Genomic DNA, 24,219 nt, shown 5'->3' with positions numbered 1-24,219 from the left:
TGTGCAGACTTTCAGTGTCCGATTAGCTGTTCGGCGTAGCGCGCGATCACATGATCGAAAGCTTGTTGCTCAAGAGCGCTGTTAGAGCGAATTGCATCAACGAGGCGGGTCAGATCTTCCTCGCTGGCCTGTGTGATGAACTCGTCATCGAACAGGCCACGGAGTGTGCTCTGCCGGCGATTGTTGAGGTAGGCAATATCGAGTGCCAGTACTTCAATCATTTTCGTGGCCGGCAGATCGTCCCGCTTGGTGGCTTGAATTTCGCCGGTTTGCAGATAACGGAAACGGTGTTCGCAATGCTCATCCATTGGAGATATGTGCTGCGCCTCGTCAAACCAGTTGCCTTTGCGATGACCACAGTGCAATGGATTGCCAGGTGTTGTCTCCCGCAGGCAGGAGGCGTGGAGGTTGTGGTACTCCAATGCCAACGCCTCATAGTGTTCTTGAGGTCTGAAGTGTTCGATATGACTGCTGGCAGCATCTATCTCTCTACCGCAGTAGCAACAGAGGAAACCTTGTTCTTGCAGCAAACTGTTGTGCAAATCACGCTTTTGCGGATTTTGCAGTGTTGGATAAGTAGGACTCCACTCTTCGTTTGCCGAGCTTTTCCATCTTGTAAATGAAACGGGTTCAATTCCTTTGAGCACTCGTTTCATTTTCCGAGGATCTCCTTGCGCCTGATCAGCGCCTCTGCCCCAGCGAACTCCGGAAGATCAGGGGCTCTCAGCTTCAGTGCCTTGAGTTGCGCCTTGGCTTTCTTCAGGTCGTTGTCTTCCAGTGTTGAAAACAGTTCCGAGAGCAATTTTTCAATTTCGGGTTCGCGTTGTGTAACCCCCATGACTTCCTCCAGCACGCTGCTGGAGTCCAGACCATAGGTGACCCGAGGGTGGGACGGATCGCCGTTGTGCAGAACGATGACTTCTTCGGGTTGGAGGCTGCCGATGATTTGAGGGGAGTGGCTGGCGGCGATGAACTGGACTTTCGGGAAAGCTTGTTTCAGTGCAGGCACGATGTTGCGTTGCCAGGCTGGGTGAAGATGGATGTCCAACTCGTCGATGATGACTATGCCTGAAGTGTTTTTCAGGACGTCCTTGCCCATGTGAGGGTTGAGGATGCACATGCGGCGGGCGATGTCGGCGAAGAGGGCGACCATGCCTCGCTGGCCGTCACTGAGGTTGTTGAAGGGAATGGTTGTACCACCTTCAACATCGATCAGTAGGCTTTGAAGTCTGAGGTCGTAACGAAGGTCTTTTGCATTCGGCAGAGCGATCTCGATTGCTTGATTGACCAACGCCAGTTCGTCATCGAATGTCGATGTTAGCGTTTTTGAATCCAGCAAATTTTGCATGCGTTCGAGCGTCTTGCCGATCAGCCAACTTTCGAAGTCTTTTAAGTCGGTAACTGCATCAAACCAGTTCGTGTAACCATCCAGGCGGGAGATTTTTTGTTGTGCCGCAAACTCGGCCGAAATATTTGCGCCTTTCCATTGACGATTAGATCGATAGAAAGCGAGAACAGGTAGCTCGACACTTTCTCCGAGATCGAACCTTGCGAGCTCTTTATCTGTTGCGAGCATTAAATCGAGGTCTGCCAGAGGTGGGAGATGGTCACCCGCTTGAGTGGTTTCCCATTTATTGACTCCTAAGATATCCCCCTTAGCTACAAGCAGAAGCGGGAACTCTCTTTCGAAGCGGCTACGACTTTCAAATTTGTTGATGACAAAGCGCACGTCGTTTTGGTCTAGGCCGATTGGCTGAGGTTTTATCGAATTCGCATATTCAATGAACGAAACGGCCACCGCCTGCAACAACGAAGTCTTCCCGCTCCCATTAACCCCTACCACCAGATTGAAACCCGGCTGAAAGTCGAAAGTGGCATCTTCGTAGCAACGAAAATTCTGAATGTGGAGACGGTCCAGGCGCATTCTGGCTTCCCTTTACCAAGACTGACGAATGCCGTCAGTGTACCTTGGCTCGCGATTACCGCTAGGGTGCAGTTGTGGCTAAACCTGCGCTGTACCCGGCAGCAGCGGCAACTTCGCCAGCTTCAACGCGATCAGCAGCGCAATCACCAGCAGCGTGCCGATGAACAGCCCGATCCCGTTCCAGCCACCCAGATGCCAGAACACGCCACCCGCCGTGCCGGCAATGCTCGACCCGGCGTAGTAGCTGAACAGGTACAGCGATGACGCCTGGCCCTTGGCCTTGGTGGCTCGGCGGCCGATCCAGCTGCTGGCCACCGAATGGGCACCGAAGAAGCCGAAGGTGAACACCAGCATGCCGATGATCACCAGCGGCAGCGGTGTGAACATCGTCAGCGCCAGGCCGGCGATCATCAGCGCAATGGTGCTCCAGAGCATTTTGCGTCGACCGAGCTTGTCGGCCAGGGCACCGATTTTCGCCGAGCTGTAGATACCCGACAGGTACACCACCGAGAGCATCCCGACGAACGCCTGTTCCATGTGATACGGCTCGGCCAGCAGGCGATAGCCGATGTAGTTGAACAGCGTGACGAACGCCCCCATCAGCACAAAGGCCTCGAGGAACAGCAGCGGCAAGCCGGCGTCGCGAAAGTGCATGGTGAAGCCGTCGAGCAGGCTGCGCGGGTGCAGCGAGCGGGAACGGAAGTTGCGCGATTCGGGGAGGATTTTCCAGAACACCGCCGCCGCAATCAGGGCCAGACCGCCGATCACCAGCATTGCCGTGTGCCAACTGACGAAGTCGATCAGTACCCCGGTGATCAAGCGCCCGCTCATCCCGCCAATCGCGTTGCCGCCGATGTACAGCCCCATCGCCAGGCCGATGTGCTGCGGATGGATCTCTTCGCTCAAGTAAGTCATTGCGACCGCCGCCAGCCCGCTCAATGACAGGCCCACCAACGCCCGCATCGCCAGCACCGCGTGCCAGCTCGGCAGCATCGCGCTGGCAAGCGTGCACAGGGCGGCGGCGAACAGCGCGGCGACCATCACCGGTTTGCGCCCGACGCGGTCGGAGATCGGCCCCGTGATCAGCAAGCCGAAAGCGAGCATGCCGGTGGCGACAGAGAGGATCAGGCTGCTTTGCGCCGCGTTGATGGAATATTCGTCGGACAGCAGCGGCATCATTGGTTGCACGCAGTAGAGCAGGGCGAAGGTCGCAAAGCCGCCGCAGAACAGTGCCAGCACCGTGCGCATGAACGCTGGCGTGCCTTTTTCGATGTAGATCTCTGCCAGCTCAACGGCGATATCGTCCTTTGCGGCGGGAGGAACTTCATGGGCGAGTGGGGCGACAGCAGTTTTCACGGGGGACCTCGGAGGACGCAGCCGGTCAGGCAATGAAAAAAGCATATAGCTGGCTAATGATTCAATCCAATATATTGTTCGACCTGTTTGATAGCTTTTACGACCTAATGGGGTTTTCATGGAATTGCGTCATCTGCGCTACTTCATCGCCGTCGCCGAAGAACTGCACTTCGGCCGCGCCGCACAGGTGCTGGGCATCTCCCAGCCGCCACTGAGCCAGCAAATCCAGGCACTGGAGCAGGAAGTCGGCGCGCGGCTGTTCGAGCGTACCAATCGTCGGGTCGAGTTGAGCGAGGCCGGTCGGCTGTTCCTGGAAGAGGCGCGGCTGGTGCTGGCGCAGGTCGACAAAGCGGCGGATGTCGCGCGACGGGCGCAACTGGGTGAGTTGGGTGAATTGAAGATTGGCTTCACCTCATCTGCGCCGTTCAACTCGACCATTCCCCAGGCAATTTTCTCTTTTCGCCAGCGCTTCCCGGCGGTGCATCTGAACCTGCGGGAAATGAGTAGCACCCAGGTGGCCGATGCTTTGGTGGACGAGTCGATTGAGGTCGGCATCATGCGCCCGCTCGGGCTGCCGGACTGCCTCAGCGTGGTCGAACTGATGCGTGAGCCGCTGGTCGCGGTGCTCAGTTCCAAGCACCCGTTGGTAGAGGGGAGCGAAGAGGGCCTGTTTCTGTCAGCCCTGGCGCTTGAGCCCTTTGTGTTTTTTCCACGCAGCTATGGCAGTGGCCTGTATGCACAACTGCTCAGCCTGGCCCGGGATTCCGGTTTCAGCCCGCACTTCGCCCAGGAGGCCGGCGAGGCAATGACCATCATCGGGCTGGTGGCGGCGGGGCTCGGTGTGTCGGTGCTGCCGGCGTCTTATCAGCGGATGCGTATTGATGGTGTGGTCTACCGGCCGTTGCTTGATCCGGCGGCTGTTTCGGCGGTGTGGCTGGTACAGCGCAAGGATCAGAAGTCGGCGATGGCCAAGGCGTTTGTTGAACTGCTGACGCGTAAGGTTGAAGGAGTGAAGTCGTAAGTAAGTCGTTGCACTCGGGACATTTTAAGTAATGGATTGAACTTAGTGGTTTTCCCGATTCTTGCGCAGAATCGATTTCTTTGGCTGAGTGCCATTGGATGCCACTTCAATATCAACCCAAGGAAGGCAGTGTGCTGATATGCGACTTCAGGGGCTATGAAGTTCCGGAGATGGTCAAGGTCCGACCTGTTGTCGTGATACGAAAGCACAGGAGCAACCGCTTGTTGGTAACAGTTGTTCCGCTGAGTACAACCGCTCCGGACTGTATGCTTGAACACCATCTGGAGCTAGCCAGTCATTTGCATGGAGCGAGCCCGACCTGTTGGGCGAAATGCGATATGGTCGCGACAGTAAGTCTCTCCAGACTAGATCGAATCAAGAGTCGTGATCGCCAAGGAAATCGTGTGTACGTCATTTCACAACTTGAAACAGATGAGTTTCATGCCATCAAAGTCGCGGTGCGCAGGGCGTTGGGCTTGTGATTTCGCCGAGCTTGTCGAAAATAGGTGAGTTGCCATCTGTTGTCCGAGACTCCATTTCGGGCAATACTGATCGTGTTCCCGAAAGGGGCTTGTGAGACTCTGAGGATCCTGGTCAACCAGCAGTCGCAGAGCCGGACAGATAAGGGCGATGACAAGCCGATCTGTCTGTGAAGGGGCGCCGAAAGGCGCCCTTTGTCGTTTCTGGTGTTACGGCCAACGCCTGAAAATCAGCGAAGTATTCACCCCGCCAAACGCAAAATTATTGTTCATCACGTATCGCTCCCTTCGGAAGGCTTGACCATCCGCTGTGGGACATTTCCGAAATCCATCGGAGAGGCTACAGCGCCTTGCGGCGCTGCCTACAACTACTCCAGAATCCGCCGGCTTGTGCGCTTTGAGGGGCATCGCTAACTTGATTCGCGTCACTGATTGTCAGTGATCGGGTTTAGCAGCCCGTATCGAAGTAAGCGCATTTGCGCTCCTGATAGGCAGGTATGTCCATACCTGCCCTTGACGGTGGCTGTGCGCAGGGCGCCTTAGGGCGCGCCGGTTTACTTCGTCCGGTCTGCTAACCTGCGTACAGCTGCCACCCTTATGATCAGCAACGATTCGGCGTGGCCGCCCACTTTCAGGACGCTGAATCATGACCAGTACAATCTTCCTCATCGCCCCCGACATCGACAACCGCACCCTGCTGGAATACGCCTGCGTGTCGCTGGCCTCGGCAAGCGTCATGGCGAGTGACTTCGCCAGAGACTTGAAGGGATCGCAGGGCCATACCCTGCTGGGCATTCAGCAGTCGATCATGTTGGGGGAGCTGGCGGTGAATCGGGTGTTGGATAACCTAGATCCACCGTGATCGTCCGGGGAGGCGAGAACCCTTGTGGGAGCGAGCCTGCTCGCGAAAAACGTCCAGACAACGCGGTCATTCAGGCACCGCGCGTTATCGTTGACGTCCATCGCGAGCAAGCTCGCTCCCACAGGGAAAATATTTTAGGTTACGACCAGCGCTTGAAAATCAGCGAAGTATTCACCCCGCCAAACGCAAAGTTATTGTTCATCACGTACCGGTTACTCATCTGCCGAAACTCGCCGCGCAGGTAGTCGAGCTTGCCGCAATGCGGGTCGACTTCGTCGAGGTTGAAGGTGTGGGCGTAGAGGTCGCGGTTCATCATTTCGATGCTGAACCAGGACTCCAGCGCACCGCAGGCGCCGAGGGTGTGGCCGAGGAAGCTCTTCTGCGAGCTGATCGGCATGTGTTCGCCGAACAGGCTGCTGGTGGCCAGGGTTTCGGCGATGTCGCCCTGTTCGGTGGCGGTGCCGTGGCCGTTGACGTAGCCGATGTCCGAAGGTGTCAGCCCGGCGTCTTCCAGGGCCAGTTCCATGGCCCGGCGCATGGTGACTTGCTCCGGACGGGTGGTGTGCTGGCCGTCGGCGTTGCTGCCGAAACCGACGATCTCGGCGTGGATGCGGGCGCCACGGGCCAGGGCGTGTTCCAGCTCTTCGAGCACCAGCATACCGCCGCCTTCGCCGATCACCAGACCGTCGCGTGCGGTGTCGTAAGGGCGCGGGCTGCGTTGTGGGGTGTCGTTTTTCAGGCTGGTGGCGTAGAGCGCGTCGAAGACCATGGCTTCGGTCGGGCACAGTTCCTCGGCACCGCCGGCGAGCATCAGCGGCAGGCGGCCGAACTTGATCGCCTCGTAGGCATAGCCGATGCCCTGGCTGCCGCTGGTGCAGGCGCTGGAGGTGGGAATCAGGCGGCCGGTGAGGCCGAAGAAGATGCTGATGTTCGCCGCGGTGGTGTGCGGCATCATGCGCACGTAGGAATTGGCGTTCAGGCCTTCGGCCACCGAGTTGAGCAGCATGTTGCCGAACGCCTTGATCTCGTCGGTGCTGCCGGTCGAGGAACCGCAGGCGACGCCCATGCGCCCGTCCTTGATCGATTCGTCGCCCAACAGGCCGGCATCGGCCAGCGCCATCTCCGCCGCGCCCACCGCCAGCCGCGAGACCCGGCCCATGCTGCGCAGTTGCTTGCGGGTCCAGTGGCTCGGCACCTTGAAGTCATCGATGGGGGCTGCCAGGCGTGTGTTGAGTTCGGTAAAACGATCCCACTCGTCCATCCGGCGGATGCCGCTGCGGTTGGCCGCGAAGTTGCCGGCGATGGTGTCCCAGTCGCTGCCCAGTGAGGTGATGCCGGCCATGCCGGTGACGACGACGCGCTTCATCAGCACAGGCCTCCGTTGACGGCCAGAACCTGCCGGGTGATGTACGAGGCTTCCGCCGACATCAGGAAATTCACCGCGCCGGCCACCTCTTCAGGGGTGCCCATGCGTTGTGCGGGGATCATTTTCATCAGTTCTTCCACCGGCACGTTTTCATCGAGCATGGCTGTGTCGATCAGGCCGGGGGCGACACAGTTAACGGTGATTTTGCGCTTGCCCAGCTCGATCGCCAATGCCTTGGCCGCACCGATCAGCCCGGCCTTGGAGGCACTGTAGTTGACCTGGCCACGGTTGCCGATCAGCCCGGACACCGAGGTGATGCAGACAATTCGCCCGGCGGCGCGACGCCGGATCATCGGCATCATTACCGGGTGCAGCACGTTGTAGAAGCCGTCGAGGTTGGTGCGCATCACCACATCCCAATCCTCCTCGCTCAGGGCCGGAAAGGCACCGTCGCGGGTCAGGCCGGCATTGAGCACCACGCCGTAATAGGCGCCGTGGCTTTCCACGTCGGCTTCGAGAATTTCCTTGCAGCGGGCGCGGTCGGCCACGTCGAACTGCAGGATGCGCGCACGGCGACCCAAGGCCTCGACTTCGGCCTTGACGGCTTCGGCGTCGGCCACACCGCTACGGCAATGCAGCACGATGTCGTGCCCGGCCCGGGCCAGGCGCAAGGCGATGGCGCGGCCGATGCCACGGCTGGAACCGGTGACCAGTACGGATTCAGTCATGACTGGACTCCTTCGGGTTCATGGAGATATTGAGCAGCCTGGGGTGGGCGGAACACGTTCAGACGAGCGGTGGCGTGAATGCCGGGGGCGTTGATGTGGCACTCGAACACGCCCATGCCATTGTCGTCCTCCAGGGAGCGAATCCCGTGGAGGGTCAACTCGGTGCCGGCCGGAAAGCTTTCAACGTTGCATTCGAATTTGCGGCTGCCGAGCAGGAAGCCCAATTCCACCGCATCGCCGCGCTGACGCGCATGGCAACCGGCAAAGGCCGCCACGCTCTGGGCCATCAGTTCGATGCCGACCCAGGCCGGCAGGCTGCCGTCGGGGAGGTTGAACAGGCCATCGGGCTTGACGGTCAGGCGGGTGTGAATCTGCTCTTCATCGAACGCCAGGACCTGATCGATCAGGATCATGTCGCCAGCATGGGGCAGCAGTTCGGCGAGCGGCCAGTCAATCATGGGGCGTCTCCGATAATCAGGCTGACGTTGTTGCCACCGAAGGCAAAGGAATTGCTCATCAGGTAACGGGGTGCAATGGACGTCAGGCGAGTGGTCGGGGTCACCCATTGCAGCGGCGGCAATTCGGGATCGGGCTGTCCGTCCCAGACGTGCGGCGGCAGGGCATGCCCGCGATTGTCGGCGCTCAGGCTCAACCAGCAGAACGCCGCTTCCAGCGCCCCGGCTGCACCGAGGGTGTGGCCGGTCATGGGTTTGCTCGACGAACAGGGCACGCCGGCAGGGAACAGCGTTGCCACGGCCAGGCTTTCCATGGCGTCGTTGTGTTGGGTGGCAGTCCCGTGCAGGTTCAGATAAGCGATCTGCTCCGGTTGCAGGTTGGCGCGGTCCAAGGCTTTGCGCATGGCTTGCAGGGCGCCACGACCCGTCGGCTCGGGGGCGGAAATGTGATGTGCATCGGAGCTGGCGCCGCTGCCGAGCAAGGCAATCGGCTGGCTGCCGCCTGCGTCTCTGGTCATCAGGAACAGCACCGCCGCTTCGCCAATGTTGATGCCGTTGCGGTTCAGCGAAAACGGATTGCAACGTTGTTCCGAGACCGCTTCCAGCGCCGAGAAACCGTTGAGGGTCAGCTTGCACAGGGTATCGACACCGCCACACAGCACCGCGTCGCAGATGCCCAGGTCCAACAGGCGCTGGGCGCTCATCAGGGCCCGGGCACTGGAGGTGCAAGCCGTGGAAATGACATAGGCCGGCCCGCTCAATTGCAGCCATTCGGCGAGGAAGTTTGCCGGCGCACCCAGTTCCTGTTGCTGGTAGTCGTACTCAGGCGGGAACTGCTTTTCGCGCAGGTAATGCGCCAGGCCCTGGCTGGCCTCGTCGATACCCGAGGTACTGGTGCCGAGCACGACACCGATGCGATCGCGGCCGTAAGTCTGGATGGCGCTGTCGATGTCCGGGCGGATTTGCAGCGTGGCTTCCAGCAGCAGCTGATTGTTGCGACTGTGATGGCGCGACATGTCGGCTGGAAGGGTTGCCAGGTTGCCCTGGACCGCGCCGACCGGCAGCGAGCGTTGCGGCACCCACCCGGCTTGTTCGCGCATGCCGCCGCAGTCGCCGGCAAACAGGTGGCGGGCAACTTCCTGCTTGTCGCGGCCCAGCGCGCAGACCAGCCCGAGGGCATTGAGGTAAGCCGTCATGGTGTTTCACCGCTCAGGGGCGTGACTTGATAGGTCGCACCGTTCGCAGTCATCAATTCAAAATTCTGCGGTTGTGCGTAGCGGATGTCCCAGCGCTCGGGCAGGGACCGTTGTCTGCCGTGCTGCCAGGCGCCGGGATAGTTGGCCGCCAGCTGATCATTCGGCGTTAGCGCAAACAGCAGCGCCGCGAACAGTTCCCGGGCTTGCGGGTTGGGTGGCAACAGGCCGTCGGCGTGCCAGGTTTTATCGTTCAATAGCTGGCGGGCCTGGGGAATGCCCAGCAGGTCCATCATCGACCAGCGAATGCCCGTTTCTTCGCGCTGGATCACCACTACCCAGTCCAGGCGGTCGTCGGGTTTCAATAGCTGGATATGCAGTTGCAGCGGCAACGGCAGATCCGGATTTTGCTCGGGCAATGGGGCTCGGCTGGTGCAGGCGCTTAGCAGCAGGGCCATGCCGAGTAGCAGGAATCGCAGCATGCCGGTTACCCCTGTGGGAGCGAGCCTGCTCGCGAATACGGTGGTACATGCAGCATCAATGTTGACTGACGCACCGCTTTCGCGAGCAGGCTCGCTCCCACAGGGATAGTGTTGTGAGCGACTGGCAATAAACATCACACAGTTCCTTCAAAAGGTTTGCGCGCCACCACATTGACCAGGGTCTCTTCCCGTTGGCCAAAGGGTTTTGGCTTGCACACACCCAAGTATTCGAGCAGGCCGAAATCCTTGGCGCGACTCCACCACAGGTACGGATAAGACACGTTTTGCGCGGTAAATTCGAAACCCTGTTGTCGGATCATTTGCAGATACTGCGCCGCGCTTTTCTGCACGTGCATGGGGTGGCGGAACAACCAGCGGATCACCCAGGTATCAATGTAGGCCTCGGTGGACTCGGCGAACAGCAGATAACCGCCCGGCTTGAGCACGCGGTAAAACTCGGCCAGAGCCTGTTCCTGCTGCACCAGGTGATGGAAGGTCTGGTGACAGAACAGCAGGTCGATGCTGGCGTCCGCCAGCTTGAGGTTCGCGCAGTCGCTGCCGATCAGCTCCACGTCCATGCCCTGGCGGGCCGCTTCTTCGGCGCTCTGGGTGAGGCTCTGTGGGTCGGCATCGATGCCGATCAGGCGAGCCGGCGCAAAGACCTGGCGCAGCAGCGCGAATGACTTGCCCTGACCACAGCCGGCATCCAGCAGTACCGGGTCGGCAGGCGGCGCTTCGCTGAACAGGCCGCGCAAATCGTTGACCGCCAGCCGCAGCACATAGTGTTGCCAGATCCGGCTGCGCAGGAACCACAAACCGAAACGGGTTTCTTCGACGTAGTTGTCGCTCAAGTGGTTCATGACGCCTCCCTTGCACAGAACTCCGATATCACCTTCAACCGGCGCCGGGCTTCGCTGACGAACGGGTTGCGTGGGTCCCAGGCATACCCTGCAAGGATGGAGCTGATCATCCCGCGAATTTCCGGCGAACTGCTCTCATGGAAGATCACATCCTGGAAGGTCCCGGCGTACCAGCCTTCGACGTAACAACGGAAGGTGTCGACGCCGCGCTTGAGCGGCTCGGCGAATTCGGTTTGCCAGTCGACGGTTTCACCTTGCAGCTGGCGGTGCAATACCCCGGCCGCCATGCTCGCCGAACGCATGGCGATGGTCACACCTGAGGAAAACACCGGGTCGAGGAATTCCGCGGCATTGCCCAGCAGCGCGAAGCCCGGACCGTGCAGGGTTTTGACGTTGGCCGAGTAACCGCCGATGGTTCGGGCTGCGGTGTCCCACTGCGCATTTTGCAACACGCTGGCCAGGCTTGGCGTCTCGGCGATAAAGCCGCGCAGGCATTCGTCCAGATTGTCGCTGCGGCCGGCGAAACGTTCCTCGGCGGCGACCACGCCGACCGAGCAGCGCCCATTGCTGAACGGAATGGTCCAGAACCATACGTCGCGCAAGGTCGGATGAGTGGTCACGAGGATCTTGCTGCGATCGAAGGTCGGGAGGTCGATACGATCTTCGACGTGAGTGAACACAGCCTGGCGCACCGGGAAGTTCGACGGCGCCTCGAGGTCGAGCAGGCGCGGCAGCACGCGGCCGTAGCCACTGGCATCGAGCAGGAAGCCTGCCTCGATGCGGTACTCGCTGCCGTCTTCGCGGCGCACGCCGAGTTGCGGTTTTTCCGGGTCGATGTCGACGCTGACGATGGTTTCGCCATAGCGGATCTCCACGCCTTGCAGCGTGGCCTGATCGGCCAGCAGCTTGTCGAAATCGGCGCGCTGGACCTGGAATGTCGTTGATTTGCCGTGGCTGAACGTCTCGCCGAAATCGAAGGCGCTGTAACGTTCGCCCCAGGCAAAGGCGGCACCGGTTTTCACCTGGAAGCCGGCCGCGTTGACGGCGTCGAGCATGCCCGCTTCTTCGACGAAATCCAGGCAATGGGACAACAGGCTTTCACCGATGGAAAAACGTGGAAAATGCTGACGCTCGATCACCAGCACATCGTGTCCCTTGCGCTTGAGCAACGCGGCGGCGATGGCACCCGAAGGACCGGCACCGATGACCACGACCTGGCGGCATTCCATTTCAACGGTTGGCATGAGGGCTCCTTGCCGGGACAGCGGCTTTCAGGGGGATTCGGTGCATACCGGTCAGGGCTGGCAGCAGTGTAGCGATCAGGCCCATCAGCATCAGCGCAAAGTACAGCGGCGGGCTAATGAGTTGCTGTTGCAGCAACAGGTTGAGAAAAACGATCTCGCTCAAGCCGCGGATGTTCAGCAGCACACTTTCCCGCCAGCGGCTGGCGCCCCTGAACGAGGCCCCGGCCCAGCCGAGGCCGAGCCAGTTGCCCAGCAGTTTGCTCAGCATCGGCAACAGCAGCAGGGCGACCAGTTGCACCCAGCCGAGGCTGTCCATCGCGCTGTGCACGTTGATCTGCACGATGCCGAACGTGAGGATCAACGGGATGGCGATGTACGTCTGCAAACGGCTCATCCAGATGGCCGGCAACGGCAGCACCAGGGGCGCTTTCAGCGCGGCCATGATCAACACATAGCCGATGCCGAAAATCAGCGCGTTGAGCTTGTAGTGCTCGGCGACGACCAGCAGGGCGAAAAAACTAAGGCTGTAAAGCCAGGTCTGGCGCAGGCCCAGCAGCCGCAGCAACACTGGCAGGCAGGCGCCGGCCAGTGGCAGCAACAGGCTGCTCAGGTGCAGGCTGCCCTGGGCGAGACCGAATAAAGTCCAGCAGGTGAGGTCGATGAGAATCGCGGTTTGCACCAGACGCCGGGTGGCAGCAGGCGGGTAATCGATGTGTCGCAGGTACAGGTACAACACCGGAATCGCGGTGATGGCGAACAACAGGCCGACGGCCAGCGAGCTGATCCAGGGTTGCGGTGGCAGCAGCCAGATGGCCGTGGCCAGGCCACAGGCAAACGGAATGCAAAAGCTCGGCAAGGCGATTTTCAGGCTCTGGCGATCCAGTTGCAGGTCGATCACATCGCTGAGGATGTAGCCCAGCAACAGGGCAAAGCTCAGGCTGTAGAGGTTCTTCAGCCAGCCCGGTGACACCAGCTGCGCACCGCTCAGTTGCCATTGCGGCTCGATCCAGAAATACATCAGCAGCGGCAAACCGAGGGTTGCCAGCAACAACTGGCTGACGATTGGAATCAGGCCAAAATGCCGGCCGACACGGGTCGCCAGTGCGAACAACGCCAGGGCCATCGCCCAGAACAGAGCGATCATCACGCTGCACGCTCCGCGGCCGTGGACTCATGCACCTGTCGACCGGCCCAGGGTGCCAGCAGGAAGCTGAATACCAGGCCGAGGCTCACCGACAATCCGAAGTTGCTCACCGCCGGGGTGCTCGACACCGCCAGCAGACCGAACGACAACCAGGTAGTCAACGCCGCCAGCAGGGTGCCCAACAGGCTCACGGCCGCGCCGCCGACCTGTTCGCGCATCAGGATCGCGTAATCGACGCTGATCGCCGTCACCAGCAGCAGGCCGAACAGGCTGAACAGGGTCAACGGCTGCCCCAGCCAACCGAGGCTGGCCAGGCTGCACAACGCCGCCAGCAGCGGCAGGGAGACGATGCGCAACGCACCGCCGAGACCGAACGGCAGGATCAGCACCAGCACGATCAGCACGCAGGAGGCGAGTTTCAGTTCAGCGGCGCTGATTTGGGTGGCGGCGAAGACAGTGTTCAATTCACCCAGTCGATCCACCAATGTCACGCCGGGTAAGTCCTCGCCCTGGAGCCGCAGCAGGGCCGGGTTGTTGATGCCTTGCAGGCTGACCATCGCCGCCACGCCGTCTTCGGTCGGCCCCAGCCACAGGGGCCGGTAGGGTTCTGCCAGCGGGCCGCTGAGTGCTGCGTCGATGTCCACGGCCGGCAATGCCTGTAGCTTCGTCAGCTCGGTTTGCAACGCCTCGGCCGGTACGCCGATGTCGAGCAACGGTTGCCAGAACGCCGGGAGTTTGCTCAACGCTTCGCGCACCTGCTGCTGTGCATTCGGCGGGCTGACCAGTTGATTGAGCGACAGATACCCCTGGAGCTTTTCCAGGCCAATCAATTGATCGAGTCGCTCGCTCAGGGCGGTCTGGCGTTCAAGCAGTTGCTGCTGGTTGGCGGCGCGTATCAGGAAGAACTGGCTGGTGGGTTGATAGCCGGTGATCCCTGCAATGGTCCGGGCTTCGTCGGTCAATTGTTGCGGTGCGCTGATCCACTGGCGGATGTCGTTTTTGCTGTTCAACTGCAACAGCCCGCCCACGCAAAAGGCGATCAGCAGCGCCAGCAGGACTGGCGTTTTCACCTGATTGAGCAGTGCTTCACGACAGCCCAGCAAATGCTCGCAAACGCGCAATGGCCACTGCGCCGGACGCAGCTCCACGCCCTTGAGCAAGGCCGGCAGCAGGCCCACGGCGGACAAATAGGCGCCGAGCAAACCGGCGGCAGAGAACACGGCAATCTGGGTCAGCGCCGGGAAGGGGGTCCAGGCCAGGGCCAGGTAGCCGATACCGCTGGTGATCAGGCTCAGGGTCAACCCCGGTAGGGTCAGGCGCAGGGCAGGCCAGCTGTGCCAGGGTTTCAGGCTCCAGCTTTTGGACAGGTAGTGCAGCGGGTAGTCGACCGCCACACCGATCAGGCTCGAACCCAGTACCAGGGTCATCACATGCATATGGCCGAACAGCGCCACGCAGGCCACCGCTCCGAAGAGCATGCCCACCAGCACCGGCACGAACGCCAGCAACACGCGCCAGCGCCGGAAGGCCAACAGCAACAGCAACAGAATCCCGACGGTGGCACCGCCACCGACCCAGGTCATTTCCCGGGCGGCCTGCTGTTGCCCGTGGGCCGCATACAGCAAGCCGCTGGCGGCGAGCAGTTGCACGTCGTGCTGCGCAGCCTCTTCGCGGCTGTGCTCGAGCAGGTCGGCCACTTGCAGCGGCAGGTTCATGTCGAATGCGTTGCCGGTGGTGCGCGCGCGCAGCAGCACCCAGCTTTTGCCATCGGCATCGGCGACCAGGGCACCACTGCTGATGTCCAGTTGCACCGAACCGCGTTGCGGCTGGCTGTTCTGGATACGCCCGGTCAGGCCCAGCCAGTCATCCTGGCTCGGCACCAGGCTGTAACCGTTGAACGGATCGAACAAGGCTTGCACGCGTTGCTGGATAAAGATGTCGGGGTGCTCGATCAGCAGTTGTCGGTCCACCGCCGAGAGCATCGCCAGGCGACCTTGCAGCAATTGCGTGCGCAGCGCCGGCAGGTCGGCTTGCAGGGTCCACTGGACCTTTTCGAACAGTCCGCTGGCCTGCCATTGCTCGCCGAGGGTTTGCGCCATGGCGACGGCTTGCTGGCGATCGGCGTGGCCGACCAGCACCAGCATTTCGCGGTTCAGCGGTTCTTGCATGCGTTGTTCGGCGCGCAGTTCCAGGGCGTCGGGCGCCGTGCCGGGCACCAGTTCCATCAGGTTTGCCGACAGTGGCGCGCCGTCACGCCATTGCCAACCCGCGAGCGCCAGTACCGCCAGCAGCAGGATCAGAAACAGCCGTGGCAACCACCGTTCACTCGGCAAAGTCATGTTGCTCCGCGTCGCTCAACGGTTGGGCGCTGGTGCTGTCTTGCATGCGCAACAACGTACTGTCGCCCTGGGTTTCGAGCAGTTCGATGCTCTGCACCAGTGCTGCGCCGGTAATGTTGATCTGGTTGAACACCTGCTTGAGCAGCATCGAGCGCGGCACCAGCGTGAGCTTCCAGTTCTGTGCGTCGCCGCTCAGAGACAGCTCGAAATCCCGTTGCAGGCCGCTGCTGTCGCCTTGCAGCACAGCGAGGAACAAACGGTTCTGCTCGGCACCGGCGCTTTTGCCCGGCAGCATTTGCCAAACAATGCCGTCACGCCGGGCAATGCCTTTGGTCGTGATGCGATAGTCCTGTTGCAACGGCGTTTTGAGCAGCCACAACAAGCCGTGGTTTTTTGCCAGCACGAACGAGCCCTTGCTGGTCAGCGGCTGGGGCAGGGCGCGCAGGTGCTTCTCCTGGATGAAGTTGCCGTGGATCACCTCGGGTTTGGCCAGTTGCTCGCTGAGTTGTTGCAGGTCGAAGGCGTTGGCCAGCCCTGGAATGCCCAGTAACACGCAGAACACTGTAGGAGCGAGCTTGCTCGCGAAAAACCTGAGAAAGCTGCGGGGTGTCAGGGGCCCGGTGTCATCGTTAGCGACCATCGCGAGCAGGCTCGCTCCTACAGGGGGGCGGGGGGGGCAGAACATCATGGCAGGGCCCTTTCAACGGCGTCGGTGAAGACCTTCGGCGAGGCCAATTGCATCTCGCGGCTGGCGAGGTCGACGGCGACCTGTACCGTCATGGCCCGGGTCAGGCGTTCACCGGTTTGCAGATCGCTGATCAGGTAGTTGATCTTCAAGCGGTTCTCCCACTCCACCAGGTTGGCGCGCACGTTGAGTTTCTGGCCGAACACCGCGCCGCGCACGTAGCGCAATTGCAGGTCGATCACCGGCCACGCGTAGCCGGATTCGTTCATCGCCGTGTAGTTGTGGCCGATCTGGTCCAGCAGCGCGCAGCGGGCGACTTCCAGGTATTTGACGTAATGGCCGTGCCAGACCACGTGCATGCTGTCGACGTCAAAGAACGGTACGACGATTTCCGTGTCGGTGTGCAGATGTCCCTTGCTACGCATGCAGCCTCCAGTGTTGTTCGGCGATGCGCTGCAGGCACAGGCGCAACTCGCCTTCCAGCGCGCGGTCTTCGATGACCGGTGGGAAGTCCTCGGCCAAGGCTTCGTGCATGGCGGCCAGTGCGGGTGGCAGTGGGCGTGCATCTTCGGCCTGGCCGCGCAGCCAGACGCCCTGATTGGCCGCCAGCAACGTGGCGGCTGCCACTTGTTCGGTGAGTTCCAATACGCGGATCGCATCCCGGGCGGCGATGGTGCCCATGCTGACTTTGTCCTGGTTGTGGCATTCGGTGGAGCGCGAGAAGACGCTGGCCGGCATGGTGTTTTTCAGCGCTTCGGCGGTCCAGGCGCTGGTGCCGATCTGCACGGCCTTGAAGCCGTGGTTGAGCATGGCGCGGTCCGCCGTGGCGCCGGACAGGTTGCTCGGCAAGCCATGGTTGTAGCGCTCGTCCACCAGCAGCGCGAGCTGCCGATCCAACAGGTCGGCGACGTTGGCCACGAGGTTTTTCAGGCTGTCCATGGCGAACGCGATGTGCCCGCCGTAGAAGTGCCCGCCGTGCAGCACGCGCTCGGCTTCGGCGTCGATGATCGGGTTGTCGTTGGCGCTGTTGAGCTCAATCTCGATGAACGAACGCAGCCAGTTCAGGCTGTCGGCCAGCACGCCCAGCACATGGGGCGCGCAGCGCAGGGAATAGCGGTCTTGCAGGCGATGCAAGGGGGCGGTCGGTGCGTCGATGGCCAGGTCCTTGCGCAGCCACGCGGCGACCTGCATCTGCCCCGGATGTGGCTTGGCGGCGAACAGGCGCTCGTCGAAGTGCTCCGGGTTGCCCTGCAGGGCGACCACGTTCAGCGCGGTGATGCGGGTGGCCAGTTGCAGCAGGTAATCGGCGCGGGCGAATGCCAGGCAGGCGAGGCCGGTCATTACGGCGGTGCCGTTCATCAGTGCCAGGGCTTCTTTCGGCCGCAACACCAGTGGCTGCCAGCCGAGTTCGCGGTGCACCTCGGCAGCCTGCCGGCGTTCGCCGCGGAACATCACTTCGCGTTCACCGGACAGCGTGGCGGCAACGTACGAAAGCGGCGTCAGGTCACCGCTGGCGCCGACCGAACCTTCCTCAGGAATCAGCGGCAGGATGTCGTGTTCAAGGAACGCCTGCAGGCGTTCCAGCAGCTCCACGCGCACCCCGGAAACACCGTGGCACAGCGACTGCAGACGCGCCGCCAGTACCGCGCGGGTGGCCTGGGCGTCGAGCAGTTTGCCCAGCCCGCAGCCGTGGAAGGTGTACAGATGCTGTGGCAGCGCTTCGACGTGATGCAGCGGCACCGCGACCACGCAGGAATCGCCATAACCGGTGGTCACGCCGTAGATCACGCCTTCCTTGTCCAGCAGCGAGTCCAGAAAACGCGCGCCCTTGGCGATGCGCTCGCGGTAGGCGGGATCGCTTTGCAACTGCGCCGGCACCTTGCGGTTGGCCAGTGCCAGCACATCTTCAATGCGCAGAGGGCGTTCGCCGAAGGTTACCGGCTCAAGCGTTGGCGTCGTCATCGGTCTTCCAGAAAGGGTAAAAGTTGAACCATTGTTGGGGCGCTTCGAGGCAATAGTGACTCAGGCGCTCGGCGTAGCGGGACGCCCACTGATGAATGACCTGTTCGCGGTCGCTGCGCATCCAGGTGATTGCGTCAGCGAAGGGTTCAATGGTCAGTCGATAGTCGCCGTCGGGCTTTTTCAGGCACAGCAGCAGATTGATCGGGCATTTCAGCAGGCCGGCCAACAGCCACGGGCCTTGAGGGAATCTGGCCGGATGGCCGAGAAAATCCACGGTCACGCTGCGCCCGCCATGCAGCGGCACGCGGTCGCCGGCAATCGCCAGCCATTCGCCGCGCTCCAGGCGCTCGCTCAATTGCAGCATGATCCCGGGGTCCAGTTCGCTGACCTGGATCAGGCGCAAGTTGGTCGCCCCGGCTTCACCCAGCAAACGGTTGAACTGCTCGGCGTGCTTGGTGTGCACCAGCACGTTCATCGTGACCTTTTCGCCGATTTCCGCCAGTGCGCGGCAGACTTCCAGATTGCCCAGGTGCGCGCCCACCAGCATCTGGCCGCGGGCAGCGCGCAATTGGTCGCGAAGCTGCGCCGGGTCGATGATTTCGATTTGCTCGATGCTCAGCCTGCCGTTCCAGACGTCGAGTTTGTCGAGCATGGAGTCGGCGAACGCCATGAACTGGCCGAATACCCGCCAATGGCTCGGGCGCAGTTCGTTGCGACCGCTCCAGTCGGCCAGGCGTTGCTGGTATTGCCAGGCACTGTGTCGGGCACTGCGACCGAACAGGAAGAAGTACAGGACGATGCCGTACAACACCGGGCTCAGTACTCGACGGCCCAGCACTTTGGCGCCGAATGCGGTGAGCTTCATCAGCCAGAAACTGCCGCGCTCCTCGCGGTCGGCCCAGTGTTGTTTGTCGGCGCTCATGTCCGCCACCGTCGCCAGAGGATCATGGGTGAGCGCAGCAACATGCCGAAGAACAGCCGCGTGTGCATGCTGGAGATCAGCACGTTGTCGTGGAACATCCGAAAATGCGAAACGCCGTCCAGCGGGTAACGGACTTTGGTTTGTAGCCATAACATCGGCTGATTGCGCCAGGCCAGGCGCACCAGGATGTCCGAGTCGAAGTCCATGCGCTTGCCGATTTTCGCTGACTCGATCAACGCCAGAACCGGTGGCAACGGGTAGACCCGGAAACCGCACATGGAGTCGCGAATCTGCAACGACAGGGTGTTGATCCAGACCATGATGTGGGTGAGGTAGCGCGCATACAAACGGCCTTTCGGTACGCTGGCGTCATATTGCGGATAACCGCAGATCACCGCCCGTGGGTGGCGGCGTGATTGTTCGATGAAGCGTTTGACGTCCTGCAAGTCGTGCTGGCCATCGGCATCCACCTGCAAGGCATGGCTGAAACCCAGGCGCGAAGCTTCGCGCAAGCCGGTCATGACCGCGCCGCCCTTGCCCTGGTTTTCGGCGAGGCGGATCAGGTAAACCATTTCACGTTGGGCCAGGCGGTCCAGTACCCGGGCGCAGCGCGGGCTGCTGGCATCGTCCACCAGAATGCACGGCAGATGGCTGGCGATCAGCGCATCGACCACTGTGGTGATGGCAGTTTCATGGTTGTACACCGGGACAATGGCGCAGGGGCTATGCATGGACTGAAATCTCCGCAGAACCCTTGTGGCGAGGGAGCTTGCTCCCGTTCGAGTGCGAAGCACTCGCCATGAAGCCCGTGCACAAAGGTTTTGGGGCCGCTTCGCAGCCCAGCGGGAGCAAGCTCCCTCGCCACAGAAAGCCTGTTTGCCACAGCTTATGCATGCGCCACCTCCAGCAAGATCCGCCCGCTGGAGCAGGTGGCGGTTTCGTTGCGGTAGGCGAAATAGAGTTTGCCGCGCGCCGGGTCGAAGCGCAGGTGCAGCTGGATTTCATCGCCCGGGCGCACCAGTTGCTGGAACTTCAAAACTTCCATGCCGGCGAATTTCTCCGGCAGGTTCATCAATTGCCGGCCCAGGCTCAGCGCCCAGTCCACCTGCACCACGCCAGGCAATACCGGTGCCTTGGGGAAATGACCGCTGAAATAGGCCAGGTCCGGTGGCACGGCCAGTTGCAGGCTCCACTCGCCATTGCTTTCGACTTGCTCCAGCACCTCTGGGGTTTTGGGACGCGGCGCCAACAGCAGGGCGTCGACGTCGGCCTGGGGCAGTTTGCCCTGAGCGTTCAGCGGCAGTTGTCGCAGCAGGCGCCATCGTCTCGGCAGGGCCAGGGTTTCGCAGTGTTGGCTCAGGTGTTGGCGCAAGTGCTCGGTGAGGCTGCGTCGACCCAGATTACGCAGAGCATGCAAACCGGCTTCGCTCGGGACCACCAACGCCCCCAGGGAAGCGCGGTTTTCGTGAACCACGCCGAGTCGCGCTTCGCAGACCCAGTCATGGGCCATCAGTGCCTGTTCCAGCATCGGCAGCGAGATGCGTTTCTCTTCCAGTTTGACGATCCGGTCCAGTCGCCCGAGCAATTCGAAGCGACCATCGACGGCGATGCGTGCTGAGTCGGCGGTCTGTTCGACATGACCGTCAGGCAAATAGGGCGAAGCGATAAGCAGCGCGCCCACACTGTCTTGAGTCAGTGTGACATCAGCAAAGGGTTGCCAGAGTTCAGCGCCCTGACGCCAGGCGATACCGCCGGTTTCCGAGCTGCCGAAAATTTCCGTTGGCCATTGCCCGAGACGCTCATGCAGGCTCTGTGCGGCCTCGACCGGCAATGCGCCGCCGGAGGAAAACACCCGGCGTACGCAGCTCAAGGCCGGCCAGTCGAGGTTGTCGCCCATGCGCTTGAGCAGTGCCGGGCTGGCCACCCAGGCGAAGGCCGGGTGCTCGCGGCTGGCACGCTGCAGGTCTTCCGGGAACGCCAGTTGCTTGCGTACGAACGGACGTCCGGCGCACAGCGGCCACAGTACCCGAAACAACAGACCGTAGATGTGCTGGGTGGCGACGCTGCCAATGATGCACGCCGGGCCCAGGCCAGGCCCCCATAGCTGTTCCAGGGCTTCGACTTCATTGGCCAGTTGTCGCAGGTTTTTTTCGATGCGCTTGGGTTCGCCACTGGAACCGGATGTGCACAGGCTCAACCGACAGTTATCCAGATCCAGCGCAGCGGCACTGAGCGGTGGTTGTTGGAAATCGCCAAGGTGCGTGTCGCCGGATTGATCGGTCAGCCACAGATCAACTTCGCCTGACCAGCGTTGGCGGGTCTGCGGTTGCAGGTCGGACGGCAGCAGCACACTGACCCCGGCACGCCAGGCGCCGAGCAGGGCAATCGCCAGGTCGGTGGCATCCTCAAGGTGCACGGCCATCTGCCGGACACCCCGGGCTTGCAGGCCGGCGGCCAGGCTCAGCGCCAGTTCGCACAGTCGGGCGTGATCCAGTGCCGGACCGGTCGTGATGGCGCGGTCCGGCTGAGCCTTGAGCAGCAGGTGCTCAAGTTTTATCCAATTCATGGGTGGCCTCGTACCCTTAGTCGTATCAGCCATTCAATGGCAAACATCAGGCCTATCAATCCGTAGGAGATCAGGCCGGTGTACAGCGTCCACCAGCTCAGCGGCGCCCAGAGGGTCAGGGCGGCGGCACACACACCGTTGCATAGGAAAAAGACGCTCCAGGCGACGGTCACCTGACGGGTATAGCGAATGCCCTCGGCCGGCAATTGCGGCTCGCGCACCCGGGCCAGGCGTTCGACGATCGGTGGGCCGAATGTCAGGCTCGAGCCGAACAGCACCAGCATGAAGACGCTGATCAACACCGGATACCAGCGCAACAGCGCCGGGCTGTCGAACAGTGCCAGCAACAGGCAGAACCCAATGGCCACCGTCGCCATCCACAGGCTGCCGGGCCGACGCTTGCCGGTCAGCGCCCGGGCCAGCCACAGTCCGCCCAGCAGCAGGCCGAACTGCCAGGGGGCGAAGTGCTCCATGCCGAAATACACCGCAAAGGGATACAGAAGGCCTGCCAGCAGCAGGCCGAGGCCAATCAGTCGACTCATGCGGCCGGTTGAACCAGACGGTAGACCGCCTCGACCACGTCACTGACGGTACGCACCGATTTGAATTCTTCGGCGGCGATTTTCTTGCCCGTCTGGCGTTTGATGTGATCGATCAGGTCGACGGCGTCGATGCTGTCGATTTCCAGGTCCTGATACAGGTTGGATTCCAGGCTCACACGCCCGGGGTCCAGTTCGAAGAGCTCGACCAGGGCATCGCGCAGGGTGTTGAAAATGTCGTCACGAGTTTGCATGGTCCGGTCTCAAGCTGCCTGTTTTGCGGTGACGAACGCCGCAAGGCTCGCCACGTTACTGAAGTGATTACGAGTGTCTTTGGCGTCGGCATCGATTTTGATGCCGTATTTTTTCTGGATGGCCAGGCCCAGTTCCAGGGCGTCCACCGAGTCCAGGCCCAGGCCTTCGCCGAACAGCGTCTGCTCGTTGCCGATGTCTTCGGCGCTGATGTCTTCCAGGCCAAGGGCGTCGATGATAAGCATTTTGATATCACGGTGCAGATCGCTCATCTTCGGCGAGCTCCTTAATAAAGTAAGAATGTAGATAATCGTTGAGCTTGCGCGAGGCCTGCGGAGCCGGCCCCTGTGTGGCGAAGGTCTGCGGGTCTATATCGGCCCCGACCCGGAAACTGAAGTGCACGCGCCGCTTGGGGATGCGATACCAGGGCTCGGCCTTGGTCAATGTGGTCGGGCTGACCTTGATAATGACCGGGGTGAGGATTTTCGCACCCCGCAGGGCGATTGCCGCACCGCCCCGATGAAAGGCCGGTGCCTGGCCGGGTTGGGTGCGCGTACCTTCGGGGAAAATGATCAGTGTCTGGCCGTCTTTCAGCGCGTCGGCCGCCGCGTCGAGCATGTCCATGCTGCCGTCGTTGCTGATGTATTCGGTGCAGCGCAGCGGTCCACGGGTGAACGGGTTTTCCCAGAGGCTTTGCTTGACCACGCAGTTGGCGTGACGCACCAGGCCGATCAGAAACACCACGTCGATCAGCGAGGGGTGATTGGCAAGGATCATTTGCCCGGGACGACCGAGTTTTTCTGCGCCTTCAATGTCATAGGTCAGCACCCCGGTACGGGCCATGAAGCGCACAAAAATCCAGAAGCAGCGGCTGACCGTTTGCCGGGCTCGCAGCCGATGGGTCCGGGCGTCGCCGGGCAGGCAGTTCAGCGCAGGGAAAATCACCAGGCGCAGGCACAGCCCGCCCAGCCCGAACAGGGCAAAGCTCGCGGCGGTGGCCAGCAAGCGCCAGTAATAGGCGTCGCGGTTTTTCTCGGTCACGGGTTGCGTTGCCAGGTCCATACACGATTTTTCCAGGCATGTTGGCAGGTGGTTTGCTGGCCGAGCAGCGTACGCAACAGATTCAGCGCGTGGGGCCAGCGGGGTTTGGACAACGCATCCGAGGGGCTGTTCAGGGACAACTGCCAGTCGGTGCCTGGTGTGATCAGCAGGCCGACGGCATAAGGGAACGGCACGTCGTCGATCCAGGTCGAGTAAGCCTCGGGCGGCCGCTCTTCGGTGACCACCAGCAGTACCGCGCCAGCGCCTTCGGCCAGCAGCGCGGCAGCTTCGAGCATGCCGTGCTCCAGGCCATCACCTGCGGCGGCCAGGGCCGTCATTTCGCTGGTTTCACCGCGCATGATCGACCACAAACCAATAATCGCGTTATGTACAGACAGGCTGAACCGGGTCGGCGACAGCGGCTGGTCGGCGGCCAGATCACTGAGAATGTCGACGGTGCGCGGCGTTTCGCCGTGACGGGAAACAAAGACCAATGGCAGATCCTGCCGGCCTTCGGCCAATGGCCAGCCGACACTGAATGCCATCCGTGCCAGGCGGCTGAGCCGGCGGCGCTGCATGGCCGGCAGAAAGGAAACGTCGGGAACGGCATCGCTGTCCGGCAGCACGACCGGTTGTCGGCTCCAGGCCTGCCAGTCGCTCACGCTCTCAAGCCCCGGGGCCCAGGCGCGCCATTGGGCGATGTTGAAGTTGATCACAGACATTCATCCCGCCCTCACGGGCTTACTTGACGCGGGGAGTGGCCGAGAGCCGAGACTCGCCCTGCGCGGCGTTTGCCGCC

General features: G+C 61.6%; 26 protein-coding genes. 3 read left to right on the top strand and 23 right to left on the bottom strand.

Annotated elements, in window-relative coordinates:
• Nucleotides 1-11: 11 nt before the first annotated feature.
• The 3 genes from AC3WJW_RS04900 to AC3WJW_RS04890 all read right to left on the bottom strand — a co-directional run bounded on the left by AC3WJW_RS04900 (nt 12) and on the right by AC3WJW_RS04890 (nt 3,280).
• Entirely contained in the window at nt 12-656 is a 645-nt protein-coding gene (locus AC3WJW_RS04900; RefSeq protein WP_493725304.1) for a retron system putative HNH endonuclease, read from the bottom strand.
• On the bottom strand, nt 653-1,924 hold the full coding sequence (locus tag AC3WJW_RS04895; protein ID WP_493725303.1) for an AAA family ATPase: 1,272 nt from the start codon (nt 1,922-1,924) through the stop codon (nt 653-655). Before AC3WJW_RS04895 ends, AC3WJW_RS04900 begins: the two co-directional genes overlap by 4 nt.
• Nucleotides 1,925-2,002: 78 nt before the next feature.
• The gene (locus tag AC3WJW_RS04890; protein ID WP_493725302.1) at nt 2,003-3,280 is read right to left on the bottom strand and encodes an MFS transporter; all 1,278 of its coding nucleotides are present in this window, start codon (nt 3,278-3,280) and stop codon (nt 2,003-2,005) included.
• Nucleotides 3,281-3,398: 118 nt separating this feature from the next.
• On the opposite strand from AC3WJW_RS04890, the gene AC3WJW_RS04885 reads away from it, so the two are divergent.
• From AC3WJW_RS04885 to AC3WJW_RS04875, 3 genes are all read left to right on the top strand, one after another.
• Nucleotides 3,399-4,301, top strand: a complete 903-nt coding sequence (locus tag AC3WJW_RS04885; RefSeq protein ID WP_493725301.1) for a LysR family transcriptional regulator — start codon at nt 3,399-3,401, stop codon at nt 4,299-4,301.
• Between the two features lie 98 nt (nt 4,302-4,399).
• Nucleotides 4,400-4,783: a type II toxin-antitoxin system PemK/MazF family toxin gene (locus tag AC3WJW_RS04880; RefSeq protein ID WP_493725300.1), complete on the top strand. Its 384-nt coding sequence runs from the start codon at nt 4,400-4,402 to the stop codon at nt 4,781-4,783.
• 643 nt (nt 4,784-5,426) lie between these two features.
• A complete protein-coding gene (locus AC3WJW_RS04875) occupies nt 5,427-5,642 on the top strand; it encodes a DUF6124 family protein (protein WP_217836975.1) in 216 nt (71 codons plus the stop codon).
• Between the two features lie 139 nt (nt 5,643-5,781).
• On the opposite strand, the gene AC3WJW_RS04870 is transcribed toward AC3WJW_RS04875, so the two are convergent.
• The 20 genes from AC3WJW_RS04870 to AC3WJW_RS04775 all read right to left on the bottom strand — a co-directional run bounded on the left by AC3WJW_RS04870 (nt 5,782) and on the right by AC3WJW_RS04775 (nt 24,142).
• On the bottom strand, nt 5,782-7,008 hold the full coding sequence (locus AC3WJW_RS04870) for a beta-ketoacyl-ACP synthase (protein WP_015093149.1): 1,227 nt from the start codon (nt 7,006-7,008) through the stop codon (nt 5,782-5,784).
• A complete protein-coding gene (gene fabG / locus AC3WJW_RS04865) occupies nt 7,008-7,736 on the bottom strand; it encodes a 3-oxoacyl-ACP reductase FabG (protein ID WP_493725299.1) in 729 nt (242 codons plus the stop codon). Before fabG ends, AC3WJW_RS04870 begins: the two co-directional genes overlap by 1 nt.
• Nucleotides 7,733-8,194 (bottom strand): hotdog family protein, encoded by a 462-nt coding sequence (locus AC3WJW_RS04860; RefSeq protein WP_493725298.1) that lies wholly within the window; start codon nt 8,192-8,194, stop codon nt 7,733-7,735. Before AC3WJW_RS04860 ends, fabG begins: the two co-directional genes overlap by 4 nt.
• Nucleotides 8,191-9,387: a beta-ketoacyl-[acyl-carrier-protein] synthase family protein gene (locus AC3WJW_RS04855; RefSeq protein ID WP_493725297.1), complete on the bottom strand. Its 1,197-nt coding sequence runs from the start codon at nt 9,385-9,387 to the stop codon at nt 8,191-8,193. Before AC3WJW_RS04855 ends, AC3WJW_RS04860 begins: the two co-directional genes overlap by 4 nt.
• Entirely contained in the window at nt 9,384-10,001 is a 618-nt protein-coding gene (locus AC3WJW_RS04850) for a hypothetical protein (protein ID WP_493725518.1), read from the bottom strand. Before AC3WJW_RS04850 ends, AC3WJW_RS04855 begins: the two co-directional genes overlap by 4 nt.
• Nucleotides 10,001-10,726, bottom strand: a complete 726-nt coding sequence (locus AC3WJW_RS04845; protein ID WP_493725296.1) for a class I SAM-dependent methyltransferase — start codon at nt 10,724-10,726, stop codon at nt 10,001-10,003. Before AC3WJW_RS04845 ends, AC3WJW_RS04850 begins: the two co-directional genes overlap by 1 nt.
• Nucleotides 10,723-11,970, bottom strand: coding sequence for an NAD(P)/FAD-dependent oxidoreductase (locus AC3WJW_RS04840; protein ID WP_493725295.1), 1,248 nt, complete (start codon nt 11,968-11,970; stop codon nt 10,723-10,725). The genes AC3WJW_RS04845 and AC3WJW_RS04840 overlap by 4 nt, the downstream gene beginning before the upstream one ends.
• Nucleotides 11,957-13,114, bottom strand: coding sequence for a sodium:proton antiporter (locus AC3WJW_RS04835; protein WP_493725517.1), 1,158 nt, complete (start codon nt 13,112-13,114; stop codon nt 11,957-11,959). The genes AC3WJW_RS04840 and AC3WJW_RS04835 overlap by 14 nt, the downstream gene beginning before the upstream one ends.
• Entirely contained in the window at nt 13,114-15,453 is a 2,340-nt protein-coding gene (locus AC3WJW_RS04830; RefSeq protein WP_493725294.1) for an MMPL family transporter, read from the bottom strand. Before AC3WJW_RS04830 ends, AC3WJW_RS04835 begins: the two co-directional genes overlap by 1 nt.
• The gene (locus AC3WJW_RS04825) at nt 15,437-16,141 is read right to left on the bottom strand and encodes an outer membrane lipoprotein carrier protein LolA (protein WP_493725293.1); all 705 of its coding nucleotides are present in this window, start codon (nt 16,139-16,141) and stop codon (nt 15,437-15,439) included. Before AC3WJW_RS04825 ends, AC3WJW_RS04830 begins: the two co-directional genes overlap by 17 nt.
• On the bottom strand, nt 16,138-16,563 hold the full coding sequence (locus AC3WJW_RS04820) for an acyl-CoA thioesterase (protein ID WP_095964637.1): 426 nt from the start codon (nt 16,561-16,563) through the stop codon (nt 16,138-16,140). Before AC3WJW_RS04820 ends, AC3WJW_RS04825 begins: the two co-directional genes overlap by 4 nt.
• Nucleotides 16,556-18,100: an HAL/PAL/TAL family ammonia-lyase gene (locus AC3WJW_RS04815; RefSeq protein WP_493725292.1), complete on the bottom strand. Its 1,545-nt coding sequence runs from the start codon at nt 18,098-18,100 to the stop codon at nt 16,556-16,558. The genes AC3WJW_RS04820 and AC3WJW_RS04815 overlap by 8 nt, the downstream gene beginning before the upstream one ends.
• Complete coding sequence (locus tag AC3WJW_RS04810) at nt 18,081-19,022, bottom strand: lysophospholipid acyltransferase family protein (RefSeq protein WP_493725291.1); 942 nt, start codon at nt 19,020-19,022, stop codon at nt 18,081-18,083. Before AC3WJW_RS04810 ends, AC3WJW_RS04815 begins: the two co-directional genes overlap by 20 nt.
• Nucleotides 19,019-19,753 (bottom strand): glycosyltransferase family 2 protein, encoded by a 735-nt coding sequence (locus AC3WJW_RS04805; RefSeq protein WP_493725290.1) that lies wholly within the window; start codon nt 19,751-19,753, stop codon nt 19,019-19,021. Before AC3WJW_RS04805 ends, AC3WJW_RS04810 begins: the two co-directional genes overlap by 4 nt.
• Nucleotides 19,754-19,908: 155 nt before the next feature.
• Entirely contained in the window at nt 19,909-21,588 is a 1,680-nt protein-coding gene (locus tag AC3WJW_RS04800) for an ApeI family dehydratase (RefSeq protein WP_493725289.1), read from the bottom strand.
• Entirely contained in the window at nt 21,585-22,130 is a 546-nt protein-coding gene (locus AC3WJW_RS04795; RefSeq protein WP_493725288.1) for a COG4648 family protein, read from the bottom strand. Before AC3WJW_RS04795 ends, AC3WJW_RS04800 begins: the two co-directional genes overlap by 4 nt.
• Entirely contained in the window at nt 22,127-22,381 is a 255-nt protein-coding gene (locus AC3WJW_RS04790) for an acyl carrier protein (protein ID WP_007972204.1), read from the bottom strand. Before AC3WJW_RS04790 ends, AC3WJW_RS04795 begins: the two co-directional genes overlap by 4 nt.
• A gap of 9 nt (nt 22,382-22,390) precedes the next feature.
• Nucleotides 22,391-22,651 (bottom strand): phosphopantetheine-binding protein, encoded by a 261-nt coding sequence (locus tag AC3WJW_RS04785; protein WP_095943238.1) that lies wholly within the window; start codon nt 22,649-22,651, stop codon nt 22,391-22,393.
• Nucleotides 22,632-23,441 carry a lysophospholipid acyltransferase family protein gene (locus tag AC3WJW_RS04780; protein WP_493725287.1) on the bottom strand — a complete coding sequence of 270 codons (810 nt, stop codon included), beginning with the start codon at nt 23,439-23,441 and terminating at the stop codon, nt 22,632-22,634. The genes AC3WJW_RS04785 and AC3WJW_RS04780 overlap by 20 nt, the downstream gene beginning before the upstream one ends.
• Nucleotides 23,417-24,142 carry a beta-ketoacyl synthase chain length factor gene (locus AC3WJW_RS04775; RefSeq protein ID WP_493725286.1) on the bottom strand — a complete coding sequence of 242 codons (726 nt, stop codon included), beginning with the start codon at nt 24,140-24,142 and terminating at the stop codon, nt 23,417-23,419. The genes AC3WJW_RS04780 and AC3WJW_RS04775 overlap by 25 nt, the downstream gene beginning before the upstream one ends.
• Between the last annotated feature and the right edge of the window lie 77 nt (nt 24,143-24,219).

The sequence above is a fragment of the Pseudomonas sp. GW821-FHT07G06 genome, assembly GCF_058986625.1.
This window is presented reverse-complemented; position numbering and strand designations above follow the sequence as displayed.

Excerpts from the sequence above, each read along its gene's own strand:
- AC3WJW_RS04900 (WP_493725304.1), bottom strand. The coding sequence starts at position 656 with ATGAAACGAGTGCTCAAAGGAATTGAACCCGTTTCATTTACAAGATGG.
- AC3WJW_RS04895 (WP_493725303.1), bottom strand. The coding sequence starts at position 1,924 with ATGCGCCTGGACCGTCTCCACATTCAGAATTTTCGTTGCTACGAAGAT.
- AC3WJW_RS04885 (WP_493725301.1), top strand. The coding sequence starts at position 3,399 with ATGGAATTGCGTCATCTGCGCTACTTCATCGCCGTCGCCGAAGAACTG.
- AC3WJW_RS04880 (WP_493725300.1), top strand. The coding sequence starts at position 4,400 with ATGCCACTTCAATATCAACCCAAGGAAGGCAGTGTGCTGATATGCGAC.
- AC3WJW_RS04875 (WP_217836975.1), top strand. The coding sequence starts at position 5,427 with ATGACCAGTACAATCTTCCTCATCGCCCCCGACATCGACAACCGCACC.
- AC3WJW_RS04870 (WP_015093149.1), bottom strand. The coding sequence starts at position 7,008 with ATGAAGCGCGTCGTCGTCACCGGCATGGCCGGCATCACCTCACTGGGC.
- fabG (WP_493725299.1), bottom strand. The coding sequence starts at position 7,736 with ATGACTGAATCCGTACTGGTCACCGGTTCCAGCCGTGGCATCGGCCGC.
- AC3WJW_RS04860 (WP_493725298.1), bottom strand. The coding sequence starts at position 8,194 with ATGATTGACTGGCCGCTCGCCGAACTGCTGCCCCATGCTGGCGACATG.
- AC3WJW_RS04855 (WP_493725297.1), bottom strand. The coding sequence starts at position 9,387 with ATGACGGCTTACCTCAATGCCCTCGGGCTGGTCTGCGCGCTGGGCCGC.
- AC3WJW_RS04850 (WP_493725518.1), bottom strand. The coding sequence starts at position 10,001 with ATGTTTATTGCCAGTCGCTCACAACACTATCCCTGTGGGAGCGAGCCT.
- AC3WJW_RS04845 (WP_493725296.1), bottom strand. The coding sequence starts at position 10,726 with ATGAACCACTTGAGCGACAACTACGTCGAAGAAACCCGTTTCGGTTTG.
- AC3WJW_RS04840 (WP_493725295.1), bottom strand. The coding sequence starts at position 11,970 with ATGCCAACCGTTGAAATGGAATGCCGCCAGGTCGTGGTCATCGGTGCC.
- AC3WJW_RS04835 (WP_493725517.1), bottom strand. The coding sequence starts at position 13,114 with ATGATCGCTCTGTTCTGGGCGATGGCCCTGGCGTTGTTCGCACTGGCG.
- AC3WJW_RS04830 (WP_493725294.1), bottom strand. The coding sequence starts at position 15,453 with ATGACTTTGCCGAGTGAACGGTGGTTGCCACGGCTGTTTCTGATCCTG.
- AC3WJW_RS04825 (WP_493725293.1), bottom strand. The coding sequence starts at position 16,141 with ATGATGTTCTGCCCCCCCCGCCCCCCTGTAGGAGCGAGCCTGCTCGCG.
- AC3WJW_RS04820 (WP_095964637.1), bottom strand. The coding sequence starts at position 16,563 with ATGCGTAGCAAGGGACATCTGCACACCGACACGGAAATCGTCGTACCG.
- AC3WJW_RS04815 (WP_493725292.1), bottom strand. The coding sequence starts at position 18,100 with ATGACGACGCCAACGCTTGAGCCGGTAACCTTCGGCGAACGCCCTCTG.
- AC3WJW_RS04810 (WP_493725291.1), bottom strand. The coding sequence starts at position 19,022 with ATGAGCGCCGACAAACAACACTGGGCCGACCGCGAGGAGCGCGGCAGT.
- AC3WJW_RS04805 (WP_493725290.1), bottom strand. The coding sequence starts at position 19,753 with ATGCATAGCCCCTGCGCCATTGTCCCGGTGTACAACCATGAAACTGCC.
- AC3WJW_RS04800 (WP_493725289.1), bottom strand. The coding sequence starts at position 21,588 with ATGAATTGGATAAAACTTGAGCACCTGCTGCTCAAGGCTCAGCCGGAC.
- AC3WJW_RS04795 (WP_493725288.1), bottom strand. The coding sequence starts at position 22,130 with ATGAGTCGACTGATTGGCCTCGGCCTGCTGCTGGCAGGCCTTCTGTAT.
- AC3WJW_RS04790 (WP_007972204.1), bottom strand. The coding sequence starts at position 22,381 with ATGCAAACTCGTGACGACATTTTCAACACCCTGCGCGATGCCCTGGTC.
- AC3WJW_RS04785 (WP_095943238.1), bottom strand. The coding sequence starts at position 22,651 with ATGAGCGATCTGCACCGTGATATCAAAATGCTTATCATCGACGCCCTT.
- AC3WJW_RS04780 (WP_493725287.1), bottom strand. The coding sequence starts at position 23,441 with ATGGACCTGGCAACGCAACCCGTGACCGAGAAAAACCGCGACGCCTAT.
- AC3WJW_RS04775 (WP_493725286.1), bottom strand. The coding sequence starts at position 24,142 with ATGTCTGTGATCAACTTCAACATCGCCCAATGGCGCGCCTGGGCCCCG.